This window comes from Eggerthella hominis (assembly GCF_014287365.1).
Lineage (GTDB): Bacteria > Actinomycetota > Coriobacteriia > Coriobacteriales > Eggerthellaceae > Eggerthella > Eggerthella guodeyinii.
In genome coordinates this window covers 1-25,639 of sequence record NZ_JACOOA010000011.1, presented here as the reverse complement: position 1 = coordinate 25,639, position 25,639 = coordinate 1, and the positions used below count along the sequence as shown (strand labels likewise).

The 25,639-nt window shown below is 64.5% G+C and carries 23 protein-coding genes; 2 read left to right on the top strand and 21 right to left on the bottom strand.

Annotation, left to right across the window (positions count from 1 at the left end; genetic code table 11):
• Nucleotides 1-2 precede the first annotated feature (2 nt).
• From H8S61_RS16590 to H8S61_RS16560, 7 genes are all read right to left on the bottom strand, one after another.
• On the bottom strand, nucleotides 3-1,559 hold the full coding sequence (locus H8S61_RS16590) for a class I adenylate-forming enzyme family protein (RefSeq protein WP_186939774.1): 1,557 nt from the start codon (nucleotides 1,557-1,559) through the stop codon (nucleotides 3-5).
• A 55-nt stretch (nucleotides 1,560-1,614) separates the two neighbouring features.
• Nucleotides 1,615-3,021: an SLC13 family permease gene (locus H8S61_RS16585; protein WP_160941132.1), complete on the bottom strand. Its 1,407-nt coding sequence runs from the start codon at nucleotides 3,019-3,021 to the stop codon at nucleotides 1,615-1,617.
• Nucleotides 3,022-3,045: 24 nt separating this feature from the next.
• Complete coding sequence (locus H8S61_RS16580; protein ID WP_154333174.1) at nucleotides 3,046-4,182, bottom strand: acyl-CoA dehydrogenase family protein; 1,137 nt, start codon at nucleotides 4,180-4,182, stop codon at nucleotides 3,046-3,048.
• A 28-nt stretch (nucleotides 4,183-4,210) separates the two neighbouring features.
• Complete coding sequence (locus tag H8S61_RS16575) at nucleotides 4,211-5,470, bottom strand: CaiB/BaiF CoA transferase family protein (RefSeq protein ID WP_160941133.1); 1,260 nt, start codon at nucleotides 5,468-5,470, stop codon at nucleotides 4,211-4,213.
• Between the two features lie 81 nt (nucleotides 5,471-5,551).
• Nucleotides 5,552-6,460 carry an electron transfer flavoprotein subunit alpha/FixB family protein gene (locus H8S61_RS16570; RefSeq protein ID WP_186939773.1) on the bottom strand — a complete coding sequence of 303 codons (909 nt, stop codon included), beginning with the start codon at nucleotides 6,458-6,460 and terminating at the stop codon, nucleotides 5,552-5,554.
• Entirely contained in the window at nucleotides 6,460-7,254 is a 795-nt protein-coding gene (locus tag H8S61_RS16565; RefSeq protein ID WP_160941135.1) for an electron transfer flavoprotein subunit beta/FixA family protein, read from the bottom strand. The genes H8S61_RS16570 and H8S61_RS16565 overlap by 1 nt, the downstream gene beginning before the upstream one ends.
• 75 nt (nucleotides 7,255-7,329) lie before the next feature.
• Nucleotides 7,330-8,790 (bottom strand): SLC13 family permease, encoded by a 1,461-nt coding sequence (locus tag H8S61_RS16560; RefSeq protein WP_186939772.1) that lies wholly within the window; start codon nucleotides 8,788-8,790, stop codon nucleotides 7,330-7,332.
• Nucleotides 8,791-8,857: 67 nt separating this feature from the next.
• On the opposite strand from H8S61_RS16560, the gene H8S61_RS16555 reads away from it, so the two are divergent.
• Nucleotides 8,858-10,864 carry a sigma-54 interaction domain-containing protein gene (locus H8S61_RS16555; protein ID WP_160941137.1) on the top strand — a complete coding sequence of 669 codons (2,007 nt, stop codon included), beginning with the start codon at nucleotides 8,858-8,860 and terminating at the stop codon, nucleotides 10,862-10,864.
• A 44-nt stretch (nucleotides 10,865-10,908) separates the two neighbouring features.
• Here the strand turns inward: H8S61_RS16555 and H8S61_RS16550 are convergent, their stop codons facing one another.
• Genes H8S61_RS16550 through H8S61_RS16535 form a run of 4 tightly spaced genes read right to left on the bottom strand, consistent with a single transcriptional unit; the run spans nucleotide 10,909 to nucleotide 15,070 of the window.
• A complete protein-coding gene (locus tag H8S61_RS16550) occupies nucleotides 10,909-11,973 on the bottom strand; it encodes a radical SAM family protein (RefSeq protein WP_186939771.1) in 1,065 nt (354 codons plus the stop codon).
• A gap of 4 nt (nucleotides 11,974-11,977) precedes the next feature.
• A complete protein-coding gene (locus H8S61_RS16545) occupies nucleotides 11,978-12,793 on the bottom strand; it encodes an ABC transporter ATP-binding protein (protein WP_160941139.1) in 816 nt (271 codons plus the stop codon).
• Nucleotides 12,793-13,926, bottom strand: coding sequence for a FecCD family ABC transporter permease (locus H8S61_RS16540; RefSeq protein WP_186939770.1), 1,134 nt, complete (start codon nucleotides 13,924-13,926; stop codon nucleotides 12,793-12,795). The genes H8S61_RS16545 and H8S61_RS16540 overlap by 1 nt, the downstream gene beginning before the upstream one ends.
• A 16-nt stretch (nucleotides 13,927-13,942) precedes the next feature.
• Nucleotides 13,943-15,070, bottom strand: a complete 1,128-nt coding sequence (locus H8S61_RS16535; RefSeq protein ID WP_186939769.1) for an ABC transporter substrate-binding protein — start codon at nucleotides 15,068-15,070, stop codon at nucleotides 13,943-13,945.
• A gap of 196 nt (nucleotides 15,071-15,266) precedes the next feature.
• Here H8S61_RS16535 and H8S61_RS16530 point away from each other — a divergent pair, with 196 nt between their 5' ends.
• The gene (locus H8S61_RS16530) at nucleotides 15,267-16,352 is read left to right on the top strand and encodes a Fic family protein (protein WP_186939768.1); all 1,086 of its coding nucleotides are present in this window, start codon (nucleotides 15,267-15,269) and stop codon (nucleotides 16,350-16,352) included.
• Between the two features lie 125 nt (nucleotides 16,353-16,477).
• Here H8S61_RS16530 and dxr read toward each other — a convergent pair whose 3' ends face one another.
• From dxr to H8S61_RS16480, 10 genes are all read right to left on the bottom strand, one after another.
• Nucleotides 16,478-17,716, bottom strand: a complete 1,239-nt coding sequence (gene dxr / locus H8S61_RS16525) for a 1-deoxy-D-xylulose-5-phosphate reductoisomerase (RefSeq protein ID WP_186939767.1) — start codon at nucleotides 17,714-17,716, stop codon at nucleotides 16,478-16,480.
• A gap of 9 nt (nucleotides 17,717-17,725) precedes the next feature.
• A complete protein-coding gene (locus H8S61_RS16520) occupies nucleotides 17,726-18,658 on the bottom strand; it encodes a phosphatidate cytidylyltransferase (protein WP_160941144.1) in 933 nt (310 codons plus the stop codon).
• Nucleotides 18,659-19,438, bottom strand: coding sequence for an undecaprenyl pyrophosphate synthase (gene uppS, locus H8S61_RS16515; protein WP_186939766.1), 780 nt, complete (start codon nucleotides 19,436-19,438; stop codon nucleotides 18,659-18,661).
• Nucleotides 19,439-19,624: 186 nt separating this feature from the next.
• Nucleotides 19,625-20,185 (bottom strand): ribosome recycling factor, encoded by a 561-nt coding sequence (frr, locus tag H8S61_RS16510; protein ID WP_160941146.1) that lies wholly within the window; start codon nucleotides 20,183-20,185, stop codon nucleotides 19,625-19,627.
• Between the two features lie 75 nt (nucleotides 20,186-20,260).
• On the bottom strand, nucleotides 20,261-20,983 hold the full coding sequence (pyrH, locus tag H8S61_RS16505) for a UMP kinase (RefSeq protein WP_154333165.1): 723 nt from the start codon (nucleotides 20,981-20,983) through the stop codon (nucleotides 20,261-20,263).
• A gap of 128 nt (nucleotides 20,984-21,111) precedes the next feature.
• Entirely contained in the window at nucleotides 21,112-22,005 is an 894-nt protein-coding gene (nrfD, locus tag H8S61_RS16500) for an NrfD/PsrC family molybdoenzyme membrane anchor subunit (protein WP_186939765.1), read from the bottom strand.
• A gap of 6 nt (nucleotides 22,006-22,011) precedes the next feature.
• On the bottom strand, nucleotides 22,012-22,554 hold the full coding sequence (locus tag H8S61_RS16495; protein WP_186939784.1) for a 4Fe-4S dicluster domain-containing protein: 543 nt from the start codon (nucleotides 22,552-22,554) through the stop codon (nucleotides 22,012-22,014).
• On the bottom strand, nucleotides 22,554-24,755 hold the full coding sequence (locus tag H8S61_RS16490; protein ID WP_186939764.1) for a molybdopterin-containing oxidoreductase family protein: 2,202 nt from the start codon (nucleotides 24,753-24,755) through the stop codon (nucleotides 22,554-22,556). Before H8S61_RS16490 ends, H8S61_RS16495 begins: the two co-directional genes overlap by 1 nt.
• A gap of 64 nt (nucleotides 24,756-24,819) precedes the next feature.
• A complete protein-coding gene (locus H8S61_RS16485) occupies nucleotides 24,820-25,443 on the bottom strand; it encodes a molecular chaperone TorD family protein (protein WP_186939763.1) in 624 nt (207 codons plus the stop codon).
• A gap of 44 nt (nucleotides 25,444-25,487) precedes the next feature.
• Nucleotides 25,488-25,628, bottom strand: coding sequence for a 4Fe-4S binding protein (locus H8S61_RS16480; protein WP_366458660.1), 141 nt, complete (start codon nucleotides 25,626-25,628; stop codon nucleotides 25,488-25,490).
• Nucleotides 25,629-25,639: the final 11 nt, after the last annotated feature.

The following is a 25,639-nucleotide window of genomic DNA, read 5'->3' as shown; positions in this document are numbered from 1 at the left end:
TTCTATCCATGCAGCGGCGAGAACAGCGATCTGCCCTGCGCGCGCAGCTTTCCTTTTTGAACCTTCCCCACGCTGTTGACGGGAAGCTCGTCGACGACGGCCCAATAGCGGGGCTTCTTGAATCCCGGCAACCGACCTTCGCACAACGTCACCACGTCGTCGGCTGTCAGCGTCGCCCCCGGCACAAGCTTGAAAGCGGCGGCGATGCCCTCCTCGTACCGCTCGTCGCGCACGCCGACGACGGCACAGTCTTCGACGGAAGGGTGCTGCAGCAGCACCCGCTCCACCTCGAGCGCGTACACGTTCTCCCCTCCGGTTTTGATCATGTCCTTCTTGCGGTCGACCAGGTAGTAGAACCCACGCGCATCACGTTTCAGCATGTCGCCCGTCTTAAGCCATCCATCGACGAACGGTTCGTCAAGCTCCCCCGTCCCCAGATACCCCCCGAACACCATGGACGATCGCACAAGCGCCTCGCCCACGCTTCCATCCGACACGTCGAATCCCTGCTCATCGACCAGGCGAATCTCCACCAAAGGATTCACCGAGCCCACGGTGCACACCAGCTCGGGGTCGCGTTCGATCTCTTCACGACTCACCGCCTCACCCGTCAACGAGCACGCCTCGGTCGAACCCCACGAAAATCTCAAGCTCGCATTCGGAAACAACATGAACGCGATGCGCGCATAACTCAGATCGCAACGGCCCGCCGATATGAGCACCTGGCGCACGCTTGAAAGGTCGTAAGAGCGCCATCGTTCGAAAGCGGCCAGACGACCGTACACCACCGGAGGAACCAACATCACTTGCGTCGCCCGGTACCGCTCGATCAAGTCGAGCACCGCCGACGGGTCGAGCCGCTCTGCGAGCACGAGCGTGCCGGCAAGGGCCGCCATCTTGAGCACGCAAAGCAATCCCGCCGTGTGATACAGCGGAGACGCCGTCACCATCACTTCGTCGCGCGATGCGCCATCGCCCATCGCCAGCACGAGCGCGTGATCGCGCACCATACGCTGCGTGCGCACCACGCCCTTCGGCTCCCCCGTCGTGCCGCTCGTGAAGAGGACGACGGACTCATCGTCCTCTTCCACATCGACGTCGGGCCGCTCGGACGACCCGCAAGCAAGCAGGTCGTCCCACGACACGGCTTCGAGCGAATCGGTCGCAGGCGACGTTTCCACGATCAGCAACTCAAGCTCGCTCGTCGCCGCCACGCTCTGCGCCGCCGCCGTGAAGCGGGCGGCGCAGAACATCACCTCGCACATCGCCAACTCTACATGACGCACGATCTCCTCAGGAAGCAGGCGCGTGTTCAAGGGCATCGGAACCGCCCCCAACCGTTGGCAGGCGTACCAAATCAGCGCCCATTCGATGGAATTGTGCCACAGCACAGCTACCCGCATCCCCTTGCGCACCCCCTTCGTCGCAAGCGCTTGAGCTAGCCAGGTGGCGCGCCCATCGAGCTCCTTCCACGTGAGCGCGCCTTTCCCCGTAGCGACGGCAAGCCGATCGGGATAACAGGTCGCATTTCTCGTCAGAAAATAGTCGACTTGAAACATCCATTCCACTTCCCCTGCTAATACGTCATCGATTTCCCCAAAACGACACGCGTTCTCAAATCGTCCAGATACCCATTGCCTGCCATGCGAAGTACGAGATGAACGATGCCGCCAACGCGATAGCGCAGTACACGAAGCAGTACTTCGTCGTGGCCCCTTCCGTAACCCATCCTTCGCCAGCGCTGTGGATGGCGGTCAGGTACACCGAGCTTTGATAGGGCAAGAACCATACGATTACGAAGGCGTTCATGATGAAACCAACGATCCAGGGGTTCACACCTGCCGCAATGGCGAGCGGGAACAAAAACGCGGTGAATACCGACAGGTACCCGATTTCCGACAGGATGAGGAAGCGCACCACGATGGTGAGCACCGCAAGACCCGCGATCATGAGGAACGGGTTGCTGAAGAACATCGACGTATACGGGCCGACCGCCGCGACAAGCCAATCGGTGACGCCGACGGCGGGCAGCACGGTGGACAAGCTGACGGCGCAACCGATGAAGATAAGCGAATCCCAAGCCACGTTCGAGCGCCACTTCTTGATGGGCAAGATATCGAACGCGAGCGCTGCGACGAGCGCGAACAGCGCGGCAGCGTACTCGGGAACGCCCAGCTGGCTCTTGAACACCCACAGAAGGATGGTGACGATCATGACGACGCCCATGATCTTCTCCTTCTTCGTCCACGCGCCCAACTCCTTCAGGCGCTGGTCGAGGAAGCTTACGTCAAGCTTGTTTCCCGAAGCCGGACGATACCGGCGGCTGATGAAGAGATAGTTGCCGACGAACATGAGGATGAGCCACGGTGCGGCGCACAGCGCCCAGGTGACCATCGTGTACTGCTCTTGGATCTCGGGCGAGTACATGCCCACGAGCGCCGCCGTGGTCACCGACGCGGTGATGAACATGGCAGGGGAAAAGCAGGTCGCCGCGTAGTACGACAGGAACAGGCCGGTTGCCTCCTTGCCTTCGTTCTTGTAGCCCATGGCCTCGCTGATGCCGCGTGTAAGCGGCGAGAGGATGGAGCATTTGGCGGCCTTGCTGGGAATGATGGGGGCCGTGATGGTGGTCACTGCGGAAAGCCCCAACACTTGCCCCTTGTAGCTTTTCGGGAACAGCCTCAACAGCAGGATGGAGATGCGCTCGAGCAGACCGCACTCCTTGATGGCCGCCCCCAGGCCGAACGCGGCAACGAGCAGCCAGAACGTCGAACCCGAAAAAGCCGACAGCGAGGTGTCGATAGGCACTTTCGCCACCACGATGAACAGCATGCTCATGAGGATGGCCGTGGCCGCCTCGGGCAGCACCCCGCCCGCCCAAAGGATGACGGCACCCAGCAGGATACCGAGCACCTGCATGCTCGACGCTTCAAGCCCTCCCGGCGGAGGAACGAGCGCGAGCCCCACCCCCGCCACGATCGCAACGACGAGAAACGCGATCTTCTTCACTGAGAATTCCATTGCATACCCCTTATCCTCGATGGCTTATCGACGATCCTTCTTGATGGATTTGAAGATGATGTTCTTCTGTATCTCGCTGGTTCCCTCGCCCGTGATGAGCACGCATGCGTCCTCGTAGTAACGCGACAACCCGAAATCCTTGAGCAAGCCCATACCGCCGCATATCTCCATAGCGCGTTGACACACCTGCTGCGCCATCGTGGTGCACTTGAGCTTCGCGATGGAGCCGCCTTTGCCAACGGAACGGCCGGCATCAAGCTCGGATGCGAGGTGCATGAGGTAACCGCGGCTCACCTCGATATCGCTGTACATGTCGGCGAAGTAATGCTGCAGCGCCTGGAAGTCGGTGAGCATGCGGCCGAACGCCTCCCGCGTCGAAGCGTACTCCCATGCCTTCTCGAACGCGCCCTCGGCATAGCCCACCGCGCGGGCACCGATGACGAGGCGTGCTCCGTCGAGCGTGGACAACGACACATGCAGGCCTTTGTTGACCTCGCCGCATACGCTCCAAGCGGGCACGCGACAATCCTTGAAGTACACATCGCCCGTGTCGGAACCGCACCAACCGAATTTGTCGTAGTGCGCGCCGTAGCTTACGCCGGGCGCCTGGGCGTCGACGAGGAACACGCTGATGCCCTCGACGCCCTCCTCGTTCACGGTTTTGGCGCTCACCTGCCAGCTGCCCACGGCGCTGCGGTACGAGATGAAGCTCTTCGTGCCGTTGATGACCCATTCGTCTCCATCGAGCACGGCGGTGGTCTGCACGGCGCGCGAATCCGAACCGCCCGAAGGCTCGGTGTAGGCCATGCCCATGAAGCGGCCCTCGTCCAGAATGCGTGGCAAGAACGTCTCGATCTGCTGCTCGTTCGCAAAGCTCAACAGCTTGTTCGCGTTGTTCGAGCAGTTGATGAGCGACCCGAGCGTATTGTTGTAGCGGCAGGCGCGCATGATGAGCAGCAGCAGCGTGGTCATGTTCTCGCCAAGGCCGCCGTGCTCTTCAGGGGCCACCAATCGCGTGAATCCGAGTTCGGCCACGCGCTGCTGCATCCATACGGGATACTCGTCGACCGTGTCGAGTTCTTTGATGCGCGGCTCGATCTCCTGCTCGATGAACTCATCGAGTATTTTGAGGTACATCTCCTGGTTTTCCGTCAACTCCATAGTCGTTTCCCTTCTCGCAATGACTGGTTTACTTCGTGATGAGCGAGGCGGCCACCGAGCCGCTCTCCTTGAGCGCCTCGATGCGATCGTCGTCGTAACCGAGAATGTCCTTCATAACGCGCTCGCTTTCCTGGCCCAGAAGCGGTGCCCCTTTGTACACCGTGCACGGCGTTCCGTTGAACTTGGGCGACGTGGCGATGTCCACGAACTCGTCGCCCGAGGTGACATCCTTGATCTTGATGAAATCGCCGCGCGCCTGCCAATGGGGATGCCGGTAAGCGTCCTCGGCGTTGTTGAGCTTCGAGGTGGGCATGCCGGCCGCCATGAACGCCGCTTCAACCTCCACCGCCGTATGGCTATCGAGATACTTCTGCCAGATAGCGTCCATCTGCGCCACCTTGTCGGGATCTTCCTGACCGCACGTCGCCATGTAGGGGAAATCCTCGACGCTCACGCCCATGAGGTCGCAGAACTTTTGCCAGATGCCAAGGCCCCATACACCCACGGCCACCCATTCGCCATCCCTGCATTCGTAGTACCCGAAGGGACGCCACAGCTGATTGAGCGGACCGGAGCGATGGTACAGGCCCTCGCCGTTCAGCTGAGAGCACCAGTGATAGCTCATGAGGTACGCGGCGCTTTCGTACAACGACGAGTCGACCACCTGGCCCTTGCCCGTATGCTGCGCGCTGATGTACGCAGCCAGCGCCCCGCACGCCGCTTGATGGGCGGTGACGATGTCGGCAAGAATGGGGTTCGCCGTGAGGAAGGGGCCGTCGGGCATGCCCTGCATGGCCGCGAGCCCGCTGAACGCCTGCGCCACCGGATCGACGCTCGGACGGCCCAGCAACCGCTCGTCTCCCCCGTTCTCGGGAAGCCCGTATCCCGTCACATGCACGATGACCAGCTTCGGGTTGGCCGCGAACGCAAGCTCGTCGGTGGCACCGTGCTTGCCGATGTTCGGCACGCTGTTGATCCAGATATCGCACTGCTTCACCAGGTCTTCGAATACCTGCTTGGAATCCGGGGCCTTGTCGAAGTTCATGTTGAATTCGAAGCTGTTCATGTTGCGCCCGAGGCTGATCCATTTCGGCACGACGCCGGCTTCTCCCACCCGACGCCCGATGCGCGAGGTATCCCCCGCCCCCGGTATCTCGATCTTGATGATCTCAGCGCCCATGTCACCCAGCCAACGAGCGGCGAAGGGGCCCGCAAACGCGACGCCCGTCAGCATCACGCGCACCCCTTGCAGCGGTCCGTACTCTTGGCCGATCAGATTGTCCTTCATCGATACTGCCTCCTTCTCCACATCGTTTCCCGGCGCGCTCGCAGACGCAGGCGCGCTCGGCACCCTTTCGTACGCACGGCCTTATCGGCCGAGTGCCTCCACAAGCGCATCCGACACCGCGAACAAATCGCCGACCACCCCGTAGTCGCACGCGTTCATGATCGGCGCTGCAGCGTCTTTGTTCACCGCGACGACCACCTGCGCGCCGCGAATTCCCACGGTGTGCTGCACTTGCCCCGAAATGCCCAGGCCCAGGTACAGCTTCGGAGCAACCTGCACCCCGGAGAGTCCGATGTACTCGGAGAACCAGTGATGGTCCTCGGCAAGCCCGCGCGAGCAACCCACTTCGGCATCGAGGGCACGCGCGACCCGATACGCGGCTTCGAGCTCTTCCTTCGTCGAGAACGCCATGCCGGCGCACACGATACGCTCGGCCTTCGTCAAATCGACGGTTCCCTTCTCGAGTGGCCGCACTTCCATCAGCTGCATACGCGCATCGGGGTTTCCGTCCGCCATCTCAACCGGCGCATCAGCGTCCGGAGGAGCGCTCGGCGTCCAAGCGCCGGGGGCAACGCTCACCACGCCGAATCCCGCGATACGTTCTCGGCGTACCACAGCGCCGCCGAACGCGAGCCGATGCGCTACGATGCCTCCGTCTTCGATGCGCAGCACGGACGCCTCGCTTACCATGGGAGCGTCCAACAATCCGGCGACGCGCGCCGCCAGATCGCGCCCCGTCGGGTCACCGCACACGACGAACGCCTGAGCGCCGCGATCTTCGAGCAGCGCGGCCACGTCGGCCGCGTATGCCTCGGGAAGAGGGTTTCCGCCCTGCACGTGCACGATCCCCTCGCAATCGAGGCTGCGATACTCTTGAGCGTCCTGGCCGCCCGTCGTCACCACCGTCGCACGCCGACCTGCCTCGCTTGCGCAGGCAAGCGCTTCAGCAGCAAGCTCGGGCGTCGATCCGAACACAAACACCCCCGCCATCACAGCACCCCTTCCTTCCTGAGAGCTTCGAGCAGCCTCTCTGCCACCTCTGCGACGGAGTCTCCTTCGATCAGCACGTTCTTGCGATCGTTCGCATACCCGCTCATACCGTCGAGCACGATGCCCGTCGCTTCGTCGATGTCGAGATCGGCCGCATCCAGCTCATCGACAGCTTTCTTCTTGGCCGCCAAAACGGCTTTGAGCCCCGGGATGGGCGCTGGGTTGATCTCGGGCAACACCGACACCACGGCGGGAAGCTGCAAACGCACCACCTGTTCGCAAGTATCCATGCGCCGCCTCACGAACGCGGCATCCCCTTCCACTTGCAGCGAAAGGACCGAGGTGGCAACCGGCCAATCGAGCAACGCCCCGACGCGAGAACCCGTTTGCCGCGCGTAGTCGTCGCTTGACCCTTCGGAGCACACGACGAGCGCCACGTCGCGGTCACGCGCAACTGCTGCGATGGCGCGCGCCGCCACGGCGGCGGAAGCAGCCTCGGTCGTTTTCACCCACACACCGGCATCGAGCCCGCGCGCCAAAGCGTCGACGAACGCCTTTTTCGTTTCCTGCGCACCGCACGACACGCCGATGGCACAGCCCTGCAGTTGCTCGGCGGCGCGGCATCCCGCTTCGATAGCGTTCTTGTCGTAGTCGCTGATCTTGCGCGTAGCCGCGCCCAGATCGACCGCCAGATCGTCCCCTATGCGCACATCGGCTTCGTCAAGCACCCATTTGAAGCCGACAAGTACGTCTCTCATAGCCCTTTCCTTTCTCCTTGCACGTTCCCGCGGCATCGAATGCCGCAGGATCCTTCATCTACCATTCCATGCAAATCGGTGGCCAACTCTCGCGCTCGGACGCCTAAAGGCTCAGGAAACCCCGTACAACAGCGGCACCACCACGATGGTGGCGAGCACGAGCAAAACGCATAACGGAGCGCCCACCTTGAGGTAGTCGCCGAAACGATAGCCAGCCGACAGCGTGAGCGTCATAGGAGGCGAGCCGATGGGCGTAGCGAGGCAGATGCTGGCAGCAAGCACGATGCCGACCACCATGGTGATGGGGTTGAAACCCATAGTCTCCGCGAGGAACAAGCCCATCGGCGCCAACATGGCCACGACAGCGGTATTGCTCATGAAGTTGGACAGGACGGCGGTGATAACCACCATCGCCGCAAAGATAGCAAGCGGATTCGCCGCAGCGCCTCCGCACAGGTCGATGATGGTGTTCGCGACGAGCGCGCCCGCACCCGATTCCTCGAGCCCCGCCGAAAAGCCCAGCGACCCGCCAAGGATCACCACGGCCGACCAGTCCACGTTGCGCACCACGCTTTTCATATCGATGCAACCCATGGCGATCAAGAACAATGCGCCCGCCAACGCCACGGTCCCTACCGTCCACACGCCAGCCACGAAACCGGCCACGCACGCCGCGAACGTCGCTGCGGTGATCACAGCCTTTCTCGTCGAAGGCCGAACCTTCGGTTCCTCCTCGATGGGAAGAGAGACGGCTTCGCCCTGAGCAGGGATATCAGCTCGAAGAGCCAGCAGCCGACGCCCAACCGTGGCGTAGTAGGCGATGCCCAGCACGAACAGCGGAAGCGCGCCTTTCAACAGCGTGAAGAAACCAAGCGTCTCTCCGCCCGAGCTTTCGAGGATGCCCTGGGCTACGAGCTGCGGCGTCGACCCCACCAAGGTGAGGCTGCCGCCCAAGATGGCGGCAGCCCCCACCGACATGGCCAAACCCGTGCGCAGCGATCGCTTTCCGCTGGATTCCGCCAGAGAGTCCACCATAGGAAGAATCGATGCGACGATAGCCGTATTGCTCATGAACGCCGACAGCAACCCTGCAACGAGGGAAACCAGCGCTATGGAAGATCGCTCGCCCATCGAGACGAGCTTGCGGAGCAATCCTCCCATGCGATCGACGACACCGGATTCGTACACCGCCTGGCCGATGACGAGCATACCCGCCACCATCATGAGCGTGTCGCTCCCGAAGCCCGCAAAGACCTGGTCGAAGCCGATGATGCCGAAGACCGCCATGGCGATGGCTCCGAAAAGCGCCGTAACCGGCAGAGGCAACGCCTCCGAGACGAACAGGACCATGACGACCGCCAAGATGATGAGCGCGATTATCGCTTGCGACATGAACGCACACCGCCCTTCATGCAATTCGAAGTATCCCCTTGCCCTTATTCCATGCAAAACAATGGCCAGATTCCAACCTGCTGAAACAGGGTTTCCACCCAGTTCTGACGAATCGAAAACGCAACGCGAAGCGAAAAGCTTGTTGCATGCTGTTTCATAAAATGTATCGTTTTGTATCATTTTGTACTGTTTCGTTTTATGATAGGAACAAGCATCGCTCTGCCACCCAGGGGAAGGGGATTCGAGCATGGGCATCGACCAATACGAAGCGGAACCGATTCTCGCGCTTAAAAAACGCGTGCTCGCCGGGGGGCGCATCGCTCAAGACGAGCCTTTTGCCCATTTGGGCGCGGAATGGAAGCAATCGCAGGCCGCGGGGATCGATCGACGCCTCCGCTCTCTTGACGATTCGAAGCGCAACCTCAAGGTGTTCGAGGATCTCGATCGCCAGCACTTCACCCATCTCGCCTACCTGAAGGAGTACTACAACGCGAAGAAGAACTTCTTCAGCAGCCAAGGCGCCGCCCTGTTCTACCTCGACGAAACCCTCTCGGTATTTTCCAAAGGAGGCGACCGGAAGCTTCTCACCGAGCTCAAGGCGCAAGGCGTTCGCATGGGCACCGTGTTCTCGGAGGAGAATGTGGGCGTATTCGTTGCTAACCAGGCACGGCAGACCCCGTTCGTCACCTTCATCCGCATCGGCCAGGAGAACTACCTCGATTTGTTCTGCGACTACGCGTGCTACGCTCGCTTTGGCGTGCAGGAAGCCTCGAGCTTCGCTTCCGTGAACCTCGTTCTGCTGCCGCTCGAGCGTCTGACCCATCAGGTGCACGAATCCATTTGCTACGCGCTCAACGTAGAGGACTTCGCTTTTAAAAACCGCCTGCTCTACCCCGCTATCGAACAGCGTATCGGCTTGCTGGAAAAATCCGCTCACACCAGCCCCGACGCGTTCATCCTCGTGAACAAGCGCGGGGAGGTGGTGTTCGTCGACCGTCTGTTCCAGCAAGAATTCGGACGTGCCGTCACCTCTTCGAACGGCGTGCCGCTCGCCTCGTTCATGCCCGAGCTCAAGCCGTACCTCATATGCCTGAAAGGCAAAGCGCAGGTGCCTCGCGAAAGCTTCATCGAGAACAAGCGCGGCGAGAGCCATTTCTACCCCGTGAACTGCCAGCACATACGCGAAGACGACGGCTCCATCGCGGGACTGAAGATCACCATCACTTCCCAGCACTCGGTGCGCAACGAACCCTCTAAATCGGCGCTATTCACGTTCGACGACCTCAAAGGTTCGGCCCCCGCATTTCGCTCGGCCAAGGAAACGGCAGCCTGCGCGGCTGCAAGCCCGAGCAACGTGCTGATCACCGGCGAGAGCGGCACGGGCAAAGAAATGTTCGCCCAGGCCATCCACAATGCGAGCTCTCGACGGAAGGCACCGTTCATCCCCATCAACTGCGGGGCTATCCCGAAAGAGCTCATCGGCAGCGAGCTGTTCGGTTACGAGGGCGGCGCATTCACCGGCGCTCGCAAAGAGGGTGCGCCGGGCAAGTTCGAGCAGGCCAACGGAGGCACCGTCTTCCTCGACGAGATCGCCGAGATGCCCCTCGACATGCAAAGTTTCCTGTTGAGGTTCTTGGAAGACGGCGTGATCTCGCGCATCGGCAGCAAGAAGTTCCTCAAACTGGACGTGCGCATCATCGCCGCCACGAACAAGGACTTATGGGAGTGCGTGAACCAGAACATGTTCCGCTTGGATCTGTATTTCCGCTTGAACGTGCTGCATCTCGAGCTACCCTCGCTGCGCGACCGCGTCGACGACATGAGCTTGCTGGTCGACCATTTCCTCACCAGCATCTCCGGCCGGCTCGGGAAGGACGTGCGCGCGGCGAACCCCGAGGTCATCGAGCTGTTCTCGCGCTACCCCTGGCCGGGCAACTTGCGCGAGCTGCGCAACATCCTGGAGCGCTGCGTCAACGTGAGCACGACCTCGACGCTCACCCTCGCATCGATGCCGCCCGACGTGGTGCGCGCTTTGCGCGGCGGCAAAGGCCCGTCGCACCCGACGATCCCCGACACCGGGCACGCCTCGTCGGCAACTTGGCAATCGGCTTCTGAGATCAGCTACGAAGACTACGAAGCGGAGGAGATCCGATCGCTCATGATCAAGCATCGAGGTAACAAGTCGCTTGTCGCCCGCGACATGGGCATCTCGAGAAGCACGCTGTATCGCAAGCTGGAGCGAATGGGGTACTAGCGTTCGGAGGGTGCGGAAGCGTAGCGCTGGGGGACGCTCGGCTTCTATTCGATCGTGGCGTAGTAGGGGACGAACCCGGGGTGCTCCTGGCGCCAGAGGTACATCCATTCCATGTGCAGGTCGAACAGCGTGAACAGCAGCTCGCTGTCGATCCGGCGGTCGCCGTAGCGCTCGGCGAGCTCGCGCACCGTGGGCGTGCGCTCCCTTTTGGCCAGCTCGGCGTCGATCACGTCGTCGAGGAACGCCTCGACGGGCCGTGCGTAGAACGCCTCGAGATCCACGTCGCCCACGTCGATTATCGTGTGCAGGCGTTCGTCGCGGGTATCTTCGCGGAACCGGTCGCCCAGAACGTGGTCGCGCCATTCCCGACGCGTGCCCATCGGGTAGTGATGGGCCCTCCGGTAGCGCTCGGGCAGCGCGAGGTACTCGTCGCGCGTGTAGCGCTCGGATTCGTCGGTGAGCACCTCCATCTTGTTGAGGATCGGACGGTAGCCGAGGTGCTTCTTCCCCGGAAGCGCATCGAGGATGTCGCTCAGCTCGGCGAGGTAGGGCGTGGTGCTCTTGGACACGAACAGCGTGTGGCAGTTGTACAGCCCGTTGTGCGCGATCGCCTTGGCCGTGTCGATCATGAGGTCGAAGTCGCCGTCGCGCCCCGCGAACCAGTCGTGGAACTCGCGGGTGCCGTAGAACGTCGTGAAGACGATCTTCGTCCCCGCCTCCTTGGCTTCGCGAAACCATTCGTCCAGCTCGGCGCGCGTGCGCATAGCCATGCCGTTGCATGCGAACCCGCGGCGGTTGTACAGGCGCCGCACGAAGCGCATCTCGTCGAACACCCCGGGGTAGTCGGGCGTGTCCGCGCCGCCGAACGTGATGAGCAGGTCGATGCCCCGCTCCTTGCGCCACTCGTCGATCCGCTGCGCCACCCGCATGGCCTCGTGGCAGGAGACGGGCTTGCGGGGGTTGCCGACGGGGCGCTTCTCGCCCGCGCCTCCCCCGCCCCGTCCCTTGCAGTGCATGCACGCCGACTCGCACGGCTTGCCCATGAACCCGATCCCCAGCTTGACGAGGTTCCGATAGAACGTGCCGGCTTCCGGCCCTTGCTGCCACATACCCTCACCTTTCCCGAGGCGCGAAGCGCGCATCCGCATGCCCCATGGGCACGCACACCTTGCGATGCTGATCGCCGAACGTGAAGTCGGCGATCTTCACCTCGACGCCGTAAATGTCCTGCAGGCTCTGCTCGTTCACCACGTCCTCCGGCTTGCCGATGGCGACGAAGGACCCGCGCTGCATGATGGCCACGGTGTCGCACACCAGAAACGCGTGATCGGGGTAGTGCGTCGTCATGATGATGCCCATGCCCCGGTCGCGCATGGCCTCGATCACCTCGAGCGTCTGCATCTGCTTGCCGAAATCGAGATGCGAGGTCGGCTCGTCCAGCACGATGTACTCGGCTTCCTGCGCGATGGCGCGGGCCAGCATGACCAGCTGCAGCTGACCCCCCGAGAGCTGCGTGCACGGGCGATCGACCAGCCCCTCCAGCCCCAGAGAGACGAGGGCGTCGGCGCACGCCCGGTAATCCTTCTTCGAGGGCTTCGCCAACCGGTTCAGGTGGGGCGTCCGGCCCATGAGCACGAGGTCGATCACCGAATAGGGGAAGGCGAACTGGTAGTTCTGGGGGATGTACGCGATGATGCGGGCCAGCGCGGCGGGCGAGATCGCCCGGATGTCCTTGCCGTCGAGCAAGATGCGCCCCTCTTTGAGCGGATGCAGGTTCAGGACGGCCTTCAACAGGGTCGACTTGCCGATGCCGTTGGGGCCGAGGATGCAGAACACCTGCTCGCCCTCGATCTCGTAGCTCAGGTCGGAGAAGATGTCCGTCTTCCCGTCGTAGGAGAACGTCGCGTGCTCGATGGTTATCCTCGTCATCACACCCACCCGCGATTCAGGCGCTTGAGGATGACCAGGAACAACGGTGCGCCGATGACCGCGGTGGCAACGCCGACAGGGATCTCGCCCGCTACGAGGCTGCGGCACAGGCAGTCGATCAGGAGCATGAACGTTCCGCCGAAGAAGAAGCACAGCGGGATGAGCCGGCGGTTGTCCGGCCCCACGAGCATGCGGACCATCTGGGGAACGACGAGCCCCACCCAGCCGATGGTTCCGCACACCGACACGGCGACCGCCGTCAGGAGGGTGGCCGCCACGATGATCACGAGGCGCGTCCTGCGCGTGTCGATGCCGAGGGCGCGCGCCTCCTCGTCGCCAAGCGACAGCACGTTGAGCTTCCATCGCTGATTGGCAAGCACGAGCGCGCACAGCGAGATGCCCACGACGAGGTACGCGACGTCGCCTCCGCTGATCTTCGAGAACGAGCCCATGAGCCAGAACACGATATCGCCGAGCCGCGAATCTTCCGGCCCGATGAGGTACTGCAGCACCGTGAGCCCCGCGGAGAACAGCGACCCCACCACCGTGCCCGCCAGCACGAGCAGCAGCGTCGGGTTGCCGTTGATGGCCCGGCTCGACACGTACGAGAGCGCCACCGCCACGAGCGCCCCGACGAACGCGAGCGCCATGACCAGGTACTGGCCGCCGTAGAGGTAGAACCCGAGGCCGGCGCCGAACGCCGCGCCCGCCGTGACGCCGAGGATGGATTCCGACACGATCGGGTTGCGGAAAACGCCCTGGTAGCTCGCGCCCGCCATCGCCAAGCCGCCGCCGACGAACACCACGCCGATCATGCGCGGCAGCCGGATGGTCCACAGCACGAGGTAGCTCGTCGTGTCCCAGATGATCGGAACGGGGTTGGGGATGTCGTAGGAGATGCCCGGCACGAGCGTGGGAAGCTCGAGGAGGTCGATGACCGCGTCCACCGTGCCGTAGGCGAAGGCGGCGAACGTCTCGACGACCCCCGTGGTGTAACGGCCCACCACCAGGCAGAACAAAAACGAGACGACGAGCGCGACCCCGGCGAGCACGCCGAGGAGCCGCGTGCGCTTCTTCTGCCCGCGCTCGAGCGACTCGCCGAGGATGTCGTTGTCGGAAACCGAGTAGCCCATCGTGGCGCCCAGCAGCCTACGCGCTCTTCTTATGGCTTGCCGTCAGCTCGATGACCTCGCCGTTCTCCATCGCGGTCAGCTCATCCTCGCTCGGCTCGTAGTCGAAGAAGTTCAGCGCGTTGTTCTTGAGCGCCTCTTTGACGGTGGGGCCCTCGTACGCGTCGCCGCGGATCACGGACATGAGGTAGTAGGCGCAGACGTCGGTGAAGGGGAACGACGAGGGAGCCTGCCCCGCGAGCGTGTAGGGCACCGAGTAGAACCGCCCGGCCTGGTAGGCGCGCGACGAGGTGAACGCCTCGTTCGCCTCGAGGTCGGCGCGCTCGACGTTGTCGCGGAAGTTGATGAAGATGTCGGGGTCGTAGGCGAGCACCTGCTCCATCGACACCTCGGTGTACTGCGGCTCGTCGTAGCACAGGTCGGCGCCCGCCAGCTTCGCCACCATGATCACTTCCGCATCGTTGCCCTGGAGGCGGTACGTGCCGTCGCCCATGCCCCACAAGATGACCACGCGCGGGCGCTCGGTGACGGTGCGCGCCGCGTCGTTGAGATCCTTCAGGCACGCTTCCTGGTACGAGATGAGCTCCTGGGCGCGCTTCGTGGCGGCATCGCCGAAGACCGTCCCCATGAACAGGAGATACTCGTCGATCTCGTCCATGCCGCCCGGCAGGCAGCACAGCACCTTGATCCCCGCGTCCTCCATCTGCTTCAAGCGCTCGTCGGCGGCGTCGTTCGTCCGCAGGAACACGAAGTCCAGGTCGAGCGTGAGCGCTTCCTCGATGTTGGCGGCGCCTTCGCTCGTGAAGGGTCGCTCGGTGTAGTGGTCGCACCCCGGGTACAGGATCTTCATGTTCTCGGTGATGTCCAGGTCGTATCCCGCGAGCAGGGCGTCCGTCACGCCGAGCATCGACATGAACGGCACCTCCGCCCACGCGTTGCATCCGTACGCGGTGATCTCCTCGGGAACGCAGATCTCGACGTCGCGCCCGAGCATGTCGGTGACCGTGCGCATGGTCTTGCCGCCCTGCTGCCCCGCGTCGGTCCCCACGGCCTCCTGCCCGCACCCGGGCAACGCGCCGAACGCGAAGATGCTCAACCCCGCCACGGCCCCGATCTTGACGAACTGCCGACGATTCATGGCTTCCATTCATTCCTCCTTGCGAACGCTTCCCTTTGCGCCTTGTAGTATAGGTTGCGCGTCCGTAATCTATTATCTTTTTTGCGAATAAATGCTGCCTTTGAGGAAAAATACCTGATGAAGCGGCTGATCATTTTCTCGCGATCCGTTTCGTGCTATCCTTTCACAAGGATAATTGCATCATTCGCCAAGAAAATTGGAGCAGATGGGCACCTCGACCTTCCATACCGTCTCGCGCGCGTTCGACTACTCGAAATGCCCCGAAACCCTGGCGTCGCACCGGATGTACTGGGCCACGACGATGATCCACGACCTGAAGGCCCGGCTGCTCCTGTTCCTTCGGCAGCACCCCGAGAACCTCGAGGTGCTGGCCCCGTCGGCGCTGGAGCAGACGGTCCGCTGCCTTCGGCCGCTCCACGCGAAGCACGAACAGGCGCTCGGCCTGCCGCCCGACCCGCTTCCCGCCTGCTTCGAGCGCACCGCCCGCCACCTCCTCGAAGCCTCGGACGCCCACCGCTTCGACATCGCGCCCACGGCCGGCGCCGTGATGACGCTGCACCAAGCGCTGTGCGCGGAGGAGCCCCTGGACGGCCCCTCCCCCGACGACGCGTTCTTCCCGCCGGAGACGGTCGAGCGGCTCCCGAAGCCCGCGCGGCTGGGCGCGCGCACGACCCAGCTGCGCGGGCTGTGCGAGGTATGGGAGCACGCGGTGGGGGACGGAAGGCTCGACCCGCTGCTCATCCTCGGCCCCTTCGTCGTCGATCTGTACAACCTCGGCGTGTTCGACCGGAACAGGGAGCTGACGTGCCTGCTCGTCGGCGTGCACCTGCTCAACCGGGCCAACCACCGCATCGCCCGCTACATCAGCGTGCCCTCGCTCGTGGAGCACACGTATCCCCAGATGGTCAAGGCGATGCGAGCGAGCTCGCACGGCTGGGAGACGGGGAGGAACGACTACCGGCCCTTCACCGAGTACCTTCTCGAGATACTGGTGGAATCCTATCTGCGGTTCTACCAGGTGTACCTGATCGCCGACGGGAAGCCGCCCACGAACGTCGATCGCGTGAACATGATCGTGACCCAGCGATCCTACGGGACGACCAAGCAGGACATCGTCCGCTCGTGCCCGCTCATGAGCGAGACGACGATCGAGCGCGCGCTCGCCACGCTGGTGAAGGAGGGCGGCATCCTGAAACGCGGCGGCGGGCGCTACACCTACTACCTGCCCGCCGAGAACCACTACGGCAACGTCCCCGGGCTGATCGACCGCCTGGACCACCCGATATTCTGACGGAGGAGCGCCGCAGCGGAACGGAATGGGCGCGGAGCGGGGGCGGTGACGCATTCGCGGAGACGCGGCGCGCCTGCCGCCGCTACCCCCGAGCGGGGGTCGAGCGGCAGGCGGGGCGTTCGCTCCTACTGCACGATCCGGCGGCGGGCTTCCGCGCGGGCCCAGGCGTCGAGCTCCTCGAGCTGTCCGAGGCTCTCCACGCGCTGGACGCCGTCGCGCTCGTGGGCGTCCATGACGGCTTCGACGCACTGCGCGATCCCCAAATAGCTGCCCTCTTCGGCGAGGAACGCGGCCACGGCCACCTCGTTCGCGGCGTTCATGACGCAGGGCAGCGTGCCGCCGCGCTCGCCGGCCGCGCGGGCCAGCGCGAGGCAGCGGAACGTGTCGGTGTCGGGCGCGGCGAACTCGAGGCTGCCGAGCTTCGTGAAATCGAGCGGCTCGACGGGCGCGTCCCAGCGCTCCGGGTACGACAGCGCGAACTGGATGGGGATGCGCATGTCGGTGGTGCCGAGGTGGGCCTTCACGCTGCCGTCGGAATACTCCACCATGGAGTGGATGGCGCTCTGCGGCTGCACGACCACGCTGATGCGGTCGTAGGGCATGGCGAACAGATGGTGCGCCTCGATGACCTCGAGCCCCTTGTTCATGAGCGTGGACGAGTCGATGGATATCTTCGCGCCCATGTTCCACGTGGGATGCGCAAGCGCCTGAGCGGGCGTGATGTCGGCGAGGTCGGCGCGCGTGCGCCCGCGGAAGGGGCCGCCCGACGCCGTCACCCACAAGCGCGACACTTCGCGCGGGTCCTCGCCCAGCAGGCACTGGTAGATGGCCCCGTGCTCCGAGTCGATGGGCATGAGGCGCCCCGGCTCGGCCGCCAGGGGCATGATGAGGTCGCCGCCCACCACGAGGGATTCCTTGTTCGCCAGCGCGAGTACCTTGCCCGCCGCGAGCGTCTCGTAGCTAGCGCGCAGGCCGGCGGCGCCCACGAGCGCGTTCACCACGATGTCGGCTTCGGGAAGGCGCACGAGGTCCACCACGGCGTCGGCGCCGAACCCGAGCGACCCCTCGCCGCCCGCGTTGCGGCGCGCCACGGCCTCGGCCAGCGACGACGGCGCGCCTGCGGCCGACTGCGCGCCGCTGCGCGCCTGCGCGGCCAGCTCGTCGGCTATCGGCTCGCCCGCCAGGCGCTCGTCGCCCACCGCGAGGTGGCGCACGCCAAACGCGCGCGCCTGCGCCAACAGCTCGTCGGCCCGCGTGTTCACCGCGAGGCCCACCACGTCCAGCTTGTCGGGATGGCGGCGCACCACGTCGAGCGTCTGCGTGCCGATGGAACCCGTGGAACCCAACACAACGATGCGTCTCATGCGCGCCTCCTAGAGCAGCGGAACGGGGAACGGGATGCAGCCGAAGCCCAGCAGCAGGATGGCCGAGGTGACGGCCACCAGGAACAGCGAGTCGCAGCGGTCGAGCAGGCCGCCGTGGCCCGGCATGATGGTGCCGGAGTCCTTGAAGCCCGAGTTGCGCTTGATGCGGCTCTCGGCCAGATCGCCGAGCACGCCCATCAAGCCGCTGATCAGGCCGAACATCAGCGCCTGCGGGATGGACATCGTCACGCCCGGGATGAGCGTCATGAGGCACCAGAACGCCGCGGACCCGACGAGCCCGGCGATGAAGCCCTCCCAGCTCTTCTTCGGGCTCGTGCGCGGCGCCAGCTTGTGCTTGCCGATCTTGCTGCCCACGAGGTAGGCGAACGAGTCGTTCGCCCACACGCTGAAGAAGATGCCGAGCGCCAGCACGCCGCCCCACGGCTGAGGCAGCGCCGTGCGGATGACCACGAGGCCCGACAGCAGCATGCCGCAGTACGCGGCGCCGAAGAAGCTCACGCCCACGTCGGGCACGCGCGCTCGCATCCAGAACACGTACCACACGATCAGGGCCAGCAGCAACGCGAGGCTCACGAACAGCGCGCCGTTCAATCCCAGCAGGAACACGCTGAGCGGGTACAGCATGGCCGCGATGATGCCGAGCATCTCGTTGGGCAGCTTCGCGTCCGACCGCAGCATGTAGTAGAACTCGCCCGCCGTGATGCCGGCCGTGACCACGAGGAACGCCACCGTGGTCCAATCGCTGATGAGGATGCACAGCACCGACAGCGCCACGTACACGAAGCCCGTGCGGAAACGCACCTGCAGGTCGGTGGCGTTCTTCAGCTTCTTGGGGGTTTTCTCGTAGGCGAAATCCTTGATGCGCCCCGTGCGCTTGCGGTCGTCGCCCGCCTCAACCTGTTCGTCGGGCCGCGATGCCACCTACTTCACCGCCCCGAATCGCCGATCGCGCGACTGGAATTCCAGCAGCGCGCGCAGAAGCTCGTAGCGGTCGAAGTCCGGCCACAGCGTCTCGGTGCACACGAACTCGGAATAGGCGATCTGCCACAGCAGGAAGTTCGACACGCGCATCTCGCCGCTCGTGCGGATGAGCAGGTCGGGATCGGGAATGTCCGCCGTGTACAGGTGGCGCGCCAGCGTCTCCTCGCTCAAAGGCTCGGGGGCGCGGCCCTCGCGCAGCGCGGCGTGCGCGCCGTCCATGTAGGACTGCATGGCGTCGAGCAGCTCGACGCGGCCGCCATAGTTCACGGCCACGACCAGCGTCATGCCGTCGTTGTCCTTCGTCTTCTCCCACGCCTTCGCGAACGCGTCGCGCGTTTTCTTCGGCAGCTCGTCGGTGCGGCCGATGGTCATGACGCGCACGCCCTCCTCGTGCAGGCCGTCGACCTCGGCGAGCATCGTGGTGGCGAACAGGTTCATGAGGCCGATGACCTCGTCCTGCGGGCGCTTCCAGTTCTCGGACGAGAACGAGTAGATGGTGAGGTAGCGCACGCCCACGTCGGACGCGCAGCGGATGGTCTCGCGCACCGCTTCGATGCCGGCCTTATGGCCGAACAGGCGGTTCTTCCCGCGCTCCTTCGCCCAGCGCCCGTTGCCGTCCATGATGACGGCCACGTGCTGCGGCACCGCCGCAGGGTCGAGACGGGTCGGGTCGAGATCCGCAGGAGAGTTCGGGAATATGTAGTCGAGCGGCTTGTTCAAGAGTACCTCGCAAAACACCCAGGTTGGCGTAGTAAGTCAGCGAGGGCTTTCGCGGTGCCCGAGATCGTGGGGATGGCGATGGCGAAGCGTACTTCGGTACGCAAGTCATCGGCATCGCCGCGAGATCGGGCGCCCCGGAAGCCCGCAGCGTCGAGCGGTTCCGGCGGTCGGCAGACCGCCGGAACGTTAAATCTCCATCACTTCGGCTTCCTTCTTCTTGAACGCCTCGTCGATGTCGGCGATGTACTTGTCGGTGAGCTTCTGCACCTCGGCCTGGCCGCGGCGCTCGTCGTCCTCGGGGAGGCTCTCCTCCTTGACGGCGCGCTCGATGGCGGCGTTCGCGTCTCGACGGGCGTTGCGCACGGCCACGCGCGCCTCCTCGGCGTACGTCTTGCACTGCTTCACCAGCTCGCGACGGCGTTCCTCGGTGAGCGCGGGGAACGGCAGGCGGATGACGGAACCGTCGTTCGACGGCGTCACGCCCAGATCGCTCTGCATGATCGCGTGCTCGATGGCGCCGAGCACGCCCTTGTCCCACGGCTCGATGACCAGCATGTGCGCGTCGGGCGTCTTGACGCCCGCCATCTGGTTCACCGGCGTCGGCACGCCGTAGTAGTCCACCCTGATGCGATCGAGCACCATGGCGTTCGCGCGCCCGGTGCGGACGGACGCAAACGCCTCGCCCAGCGAAGCCAGCGCCTTGTCCATGCGCTCCTCGGCCTGCAACATGCTATCGTCTATACTCATCCCGATTCCTTTCACCCTGCTCCTCGCAACGCGCCAACCGCAAAACGGCGCGCACGCGCATGCGCTCTTGCTATTCTACCGCGATTCTACCGTGGTTCCGACGTCTTCGCCCTTCAAGGCGCGCGAAATGTTGCCTTTGACCGTCAGGTCGAACACGATCATGGGCACGTCGTTGTCCATGCACAGCGACGTGGCCGTGGAGTCCATGACGTTGAGGCCTCGCGACAGCACGTCCATGTAGCTGATGCGGTCGAAGCGCTGGGCGTCGGGGTTCTTCTTGGGATCGCTGTCGTACACGCCGTCCACCTTCGTGGCCTTCATCAGCACGTCCACGTCCAGCTCGCACGCACGCAGCGCCGCCGTGGTGTCGGTGGTGAAGTACGGGTTGCCCGTGCCGGCGGCCAGAATGACCACGCGGCCCTTCTCCATATGACGGATGGCGCGACGGCGGATGTAGGGCTCGGACACTTCCTGCATGTTGATGGCGCTCTGCACGCGGGAGAAGATACCGTGGCGCTCGAAGGCGTCCTGGAGGGCGAGGGCGTTCATCACCGTGGCCAGCATGCCGATGTAGTCGGCCTGCGCGCGGTCCATACCCTCGGCCGAGCCGGCCAGCCCGCGGAAGATGTTGCCGCCGCCCACGACGACGGCCATCTGCACGCCGGAGCGCACGATTTCGGCGATCTGGTCGGCGAGGTCGTCCACCACCTTCGGATCGATGCCGTAGCCGACGTCGCCCGCCAGCGCCTCGCCAGACAACTTGAGCAGCACGCGGTCGTATCGGTATCCTTCAGACATAAGCCTTATCCTCTCGGTGGTCGTTCATATAGGTTGTTCTAACCGCCCATCTTACCTGAAAATGAAAACGACCGCGTCAAGCTCGCGGCCGTTTTCAGGCATTTCACGCAAAGGACAGAGGAGGACGGCTACAGCATGGGCACCACCACGGTCAGCGGCAGGGCCGCGACCACCACGAGGTAGCGCAGCAGGAAGCCGCCCACCAGCACGCCGGCGTCCGATGCGGCGCTGATCCAGTGAGCCTTGCGGCTCTCCTCAAACTCCTTCGGGCTGAAGAACAGCAGCCACGTCTCGAGCACGGTGGGCAGCACGAGGCCGACCAGCACGAGGCCGATCCAGAACAGCGGCGCATGCTGGCCGACGAGCAGCGACATGACCGCGCTCCAACCGGCCGTGGAGTTCGTGCACGTGATGAACAGCAGCGCCGCCACCAGCACGAGCTCGATGACGGGCAGGCAGAAGTGGAACTTCTTGAGCACGCCCGCGCGGTTGAACTCGTCGGCATGCTTGAAGATGCTGATGAGCAGCACCGACGCCGCGCCGGTCGACACCGCCGACACGAGGAACAGGATGGGCAGCAGCGCGTTGTTCCACAGCGGGAACGTCTTGCACACGCCCAAGAGGGCGCCCGTGTACATGGCCACGGCAATGCCGAACGCCACGCCGGCGATGTCGAGCCACACCGGAACCCGCTTCTTCATGAAGTCGAGCGCCACCACGACGAGCGAGACCACCGTGAAGCCTCCGAGGAACACGACGCCCCAGGTCATCACCGACCCGAAGTTCGTCAGCAGCAGCGCGAAGCGCAGCGGGTTCATCAGCCCCGCCTTCGCGTCGAACATCAGCAGGCACAGGCCGACGATCACGACGATCGGGGCCACGAGGTGCCCGATCTTGCGCATCGACACGGCCTCGGGATGGCGCCACCCCAGGAAGGCCGAGGTCACGAACGCGCCGCCGCCGAGACCGGCGAGGAACAGGTACCATGCGATGATGGCGCCCCAAATAGGTTCAAACGTCATCGTTCATCACCTCACGTAGAATACGTTTGCTTTGGTCAGATCGCCCGCGATGGGCTGCGCGTTCGTCGCGACGATCTCCTTCGAGATGTCGCTGGCCGGATCGTCCAGGTCGCCGAACAGGCGCGCTCCCGTCAGGCACGCTTCCACGCACGAGCACATCTTCGTGCCGCTCGTTTCGGCCGACACCGTGCAGAAGCGGCACTTGTCCACCGCGCCCGTCTCGCTGTTGCGCACGCGCACCTGGTAGGGGCATGCGGCCATGCAGTACAGGCAGCCGATGCAGCGCCCGTGATCCACGCCGACGATGCCGTCCGCGCCCTGGTAGGCCGCGCCCGTGGGGCACACCGAGACGCAGGGAGCGTCCGCGCAGTGCATGCACTGCAGCGGCACCGTCTCCACGCGCACGTTGGGGTACGTCCCGGTTTCCTTCTCCTCGTAGCGGATGAAGTCCTCCGTGGGCAGCAAGTCGTTCTGGCGCTGGCAGGCCACGCGGCACGCGTAGCAGCCGATGCACTTCTTCGTATTGATCAGCATTCCGTACCGCGCCATCATGCACCTACCTTCTTGACCGTGACGACCGTCTCCTGCGTGCAGGCCGCCCCGTACGCCGGCTCCATGCGAAACGGCACGAAGTCCATCTGGCGCAGGCCCACCTCGTAGGCGGTGTGCTGGTCGGGCGAGGAGCAGCCGTAGTGGCTGGGCATGTACAGCGCCGTCGGGTTGATGCGCTGGGTCACCTTGCAGCGCACGCGCCCCGTGTGCTCGCCGTTCGTCACCTCCACCTCGTCGCCGTCGGCGATGCCGCGACGGGCCGCCTCGTCGGCGTTGAGCCACACGCGCGTGAGATCGTAGTCCTTCGTGATCTGCATGAGGTCCTCGATATTGGCCGTCTGGGTATGGCTGTGGATGGCCTGCTTGCCGCCGATGAGGCGCAGCTCGTCGCCCATCGGCATGACGGCCGGCTCCACCCACACCGGGCAGGGCGACAGCCCCGCCTTCTCGCACGCTTCGCTTGCGAACTGCACTTTCTCGGTGGGCGTCTTCCATTTCGGAGCGGTGCCGTACGAGAACTCCTTCTCGGGGAAGTACGCGGTTCCCGTCCGCCTCAGCGTGTCGAGCGACAGACCCACGGTGCGCAGCTGCGCATCCGCCAGCTCGTCGACGCCGAACCGGAAGTACTCGCCCACGCCGCACGCCTCGGCCAGCTCGCCGAAAATCTGGTCGACCGGGCGCGTGTTCGGATGGATCTTCTCCAGCACCTGGTCGCGCAGGGCCACGGCCGGCACCTTGCCGCCGATGAACTCCGGCAGCTCGAGTCGCTCGAGGTAGCTCGTATCGGGCAGCACGTAGTCGGCCAGCATGGCCGTCTCGGACATCTGCACGTCCACGACCACCATGAGGTCGAGCCGAGACAGCGCATCGGCCAGGTACGCCGTGTTCGAATAGCCGGCGGCCATGTTCGAGTTGTAGAAGAACATGCCCTTGACCTCGCCGTTCTTGGCCTGTTCGGCCGCGAAGAGGTTCGTTCCCATGCTGGACAGCGCCAACGGGTACTCCTCGGAGCCGGCGATCTTGGCCTCGGGCTTCGGCGGGGCCGCGAAGCGCTCGTCGTCCAACTCGCCCGCCGACACGCTGGGCGTGAAGATGGCGCCGCCCTCCTGGTTCCAGCAGCCGAGCAGCGTGTTGAACAGGCACACCGCGCGCGCCGTCTCGCCGGAGTTCTCGTACGAGCAGCCGAACGCGCCGCGCCAGCTGGGCTCGATGGACGCCGCGGGGGCGGCTTCGGCGAATTCCACGGCCAGGCGCTCGATGGTGACGGCGGGGACGCCGGTGACGCTTTCGGCCCACTCGGGCGTGTACTGCGGCAGGACCGCAGCCCACTCCTCGAAGCCCGTCGCGTTGGCGGCCACGAACTCCTGGTCGTACAGGCCGCGGCTGACCAGCACGTTGGACATGGCCAGCACGAGCGCCAGGTCGGTGCCGGGGTTGATGGGCACCCACTCGTCGGCGAACGCGATGGAATTGTTGCAGCGCGGGTCCACCAGCACGATGCGCGCGCCGTTCTCGTGAGCGCGCTGCAGCTCGGCCACCGAGCTCGGGCGGATGGCGTCGGCGTAGCTGCGGCCGATGAACATCGTCATCTTCGAGTTCTCCATGTCCGACGCGTAGCTCGCCGTGCCGATGGCCTGGGTGAACCCGCTCTCCTTCGACAGGTTGCACGCGGCGCCGTGCGTGTACACGTTCGCCGAGCCCAGCGCGTTCATGAAGCGCTTAGAGTAGTACTTGCCGGACGGACGCGGGTCCTGTACCATGGCCAAGGCCTGCGGGCCCTTCTCGGCCACGATAGCCTTCACCTTCTCGGCGATCTCCGCGTAGGCCTGCTCCCACGACACGGCCTCGAACGCGCCCTTGTCGTTCTTCTTCAGCGGGTCGGTCAGGCGGTCCTTCGAATAGGCGATCTGCGAGTAACCGTACCCGCGGGCGCAGAGCTTGCCCTGGGCGTACGGATGATCGGCATCGCCGATGAGCTTCGTCAAACGCCCGTCGACGACGTACGCCGTGAAACCGCATTTGCTCGAGCAGGCGTTGCACAGCGAATGGACGGTCTTGGTTTCCTTGCCGTACGACCCGTCATCAGCGTGCGCTTGCTCCCAAGCGTCGAAGCTCACGTAGCCGGCCGCCGCCGTGAGCGCAAGCGCCCCGGCACTGCCAGCCAGGAAGCTCCGCCTGGTTATAGCGTGTTCTGACATAGCTTCTTCCTCTCTTATATGCATGCGCGCGAACGATTGCGCTCGACACGCGTATGTTCATCGGTCATGCGCCCGTCGTCGGCGCGAGACGTTCCCGCGCATCCAGGATCACGTCGATGAGCGCGATGTAGAACCGGGCGTCGTCGGCAAGCTCCAGCAACCGCCTGCGGTACACGGCGAGCCACGAGAACCGTTCCTGCGCGAACTGGAGCGCGGCATCGCCCCGTCCCGATCGCAGCAGCACGGCGACGAGGTCGAGTTCGAGCGCCAGGTGGTCGGGGCAGGCCGCGAACTGCGGCGGCACCTCCAAGCCCAGGCGTTCGACCAGGTCGCGCAAGTAGCGCGCCGCATCGCCCTGGTACATGCCCCCGGCCTTCGAGAACGGCGACGGCAGCGAGCCGTTCGACCACGCCGTGTACAGCGACTCCACCGGAACCGCCGATTCCGGCAGCCCTCCCGTGAAGTGGCGCGCGGCGAACGCGCGCTTCTCGTCGTACGACGGCGGCGCGAGCAGCGCACGCACCATAGGATCGCGGTCGGCGAGCGCCGCTTCGTCCTGCGAGCCGCAGCGGGCGACGGCGTCCAGGAAGTCGGACCACAGCGCGCTACCGACCAGCTGCTCCCACTCGTCCCGTTCGACGGGCGCGAAGCATATCGACAGCACCGTGAACACTTCGTCGCATTCCATCTCCGCCCAAGCCTCCCCTCCGCATCTCGCCTGCACGTCCGGTCTTACGCCTGCACGAGGGTCGTCGTCCTCACGATGCCCTGCTCGATGACCTTCTGCGCGATGTCCTCCCAGTCGATGAACTTGATGGCGCCGTTCGGGCACTGCTCGGCGCAGCGGCCGCAGCTGACGCACTTGGTGGACACGCGGCTCTCGG

Coding starts and splice junctions, on each gene's coding strand:
- H8S61_RS16545 (WP_160941139.1), bottom strand. CDS start 12,793: ATGACGAGGATAACCATCGAGCACGCGACGTTCTCCTACGACGGGAAG.
- pyrH (WP_154333165.1), bottom strand. CDS start 20,983: ATGTCTGAAGGATACCGATACGACCGCGTGCTGCTCAAGTTGTCTGGC.
- H8S61_RS16485 (WP_186939763.1), bottom strand. CDS start 25,443: ATGGAATGCGACGAAGTGTTCACGGTGCTGTCGATATGCTTCGCGCCC.
- H8S61_RS16530 (WP_186939768.1), top strand. CDS start 15,267: ATGGGCACCTCGACCTTCCATACCGTCTCGCGCGCGTTCGACTACTCG.
- H8S61_RS16550 (WP_186939771.1), bottom strand. CDS start 11,973: ATGTGGCAGCAAGGGCCGGAAGCCGGCACGTTCTATCGGAACCTCGTC.
- dxr (WP_186939767.1), bottom strand. CDS start 17,716: ATGAGACGCATCGTTGTGTTGGGTTCCACGGGTTCCATCGGCACGCAG.
- frr (WP_160941146.1), bottom strand. CDS start 20,185: ATGAGTATAGACGATAGCATGTTGCAGGCCGAGGAGCGCATGGACAAG.
- H8S61_RS16555 (WP_160941137.1), top strand. CDS start 8,858: ATGGGCATCGACCAATACGAAGCGGAACCGATTCTCGCGCTTAAAAAA.
- H8S61_RS16535 (WP_186939769.1), bottom strand. CDS start 15,070: ATGGAAGCCATGAATCGTCGGCAGTTCGTCAAGATCGGGGCCGTGGCG.
- H8S61_RS16575 (WP_160941133.1), bottom strand. CDS start 5,470: ATGAAGGACAATCTGATCGGCCAAGAGTACGGACCGCTGCAAGGGGTG.
- nrfD (WP_186939765.1), bottom strand. CDS start 22,005: ATGACGTTTGAACCTATTTGGGGCGCCATCATCGCATGGTACCTGTTC.
- H8S61_RS16560 (WP_186939772.1), bottom strand. CDS start 8,790: ATGATACAAAACGATACATTTTATGAAACAGCATGCAACAAGCTTTTC.
- H8S61_RS16495 (WP_186939784.1), bottom strand. CDS start 22,554: ATGGCGCGGTACGGAATGCTGATCAATACGAAGAAGTGCATCGGCTGC.
- H8S61_RS16490 (WP_186939764.1), bottom strand. CDS start 24,755: ATGTCAGAACACGCTATAACCAGGCGGAGCTTCCTGGCTGGCAGTGCC.
- H8S61_RS16580 (WP_154333174.1), bottom strand. CDS start 4,182: ATGGAGTTGACGGAAAACCAGGAGATGTACCTCAAAATACTCGATGAG.
- H8S61_RS16570 (WP_186939773.1), bottom strand. CDS start 6,460: ATGGCGGGGGTGTTTGTGTTCGGATCGACGCCCGAGCTTGCTGCTGAA.
- H8S61_RS16540 (WP_186939770.1), bottom strand. CDS start 13,926: ATGGGCTACTCGGTTTCCGACAACGACATCCTCGGCGAGTCGCTCGAG.
- H8S61_RS16590 (WP_186939774.1), bottom strand. CDS start 1,559: ATGTTTCAAGTCGACTATTTTCTGACGAGAAATGCGACCTGTTATCCC.
- H8S61_RS16585 (WP_160941132.1), bottom strand. CDS start 3,021: ATGGAATTCTCAGTGAAGAAGATCGCGTTTCTCGTCGTTGCGATCGTG.
- H8S61_RS16565 (WP_160941135.1), bottom strand. CDS start 7,254: ATGCCGCGGGAACGTGCAAGGAGAAAGGAAAGGGCTATGAGAGACGTA.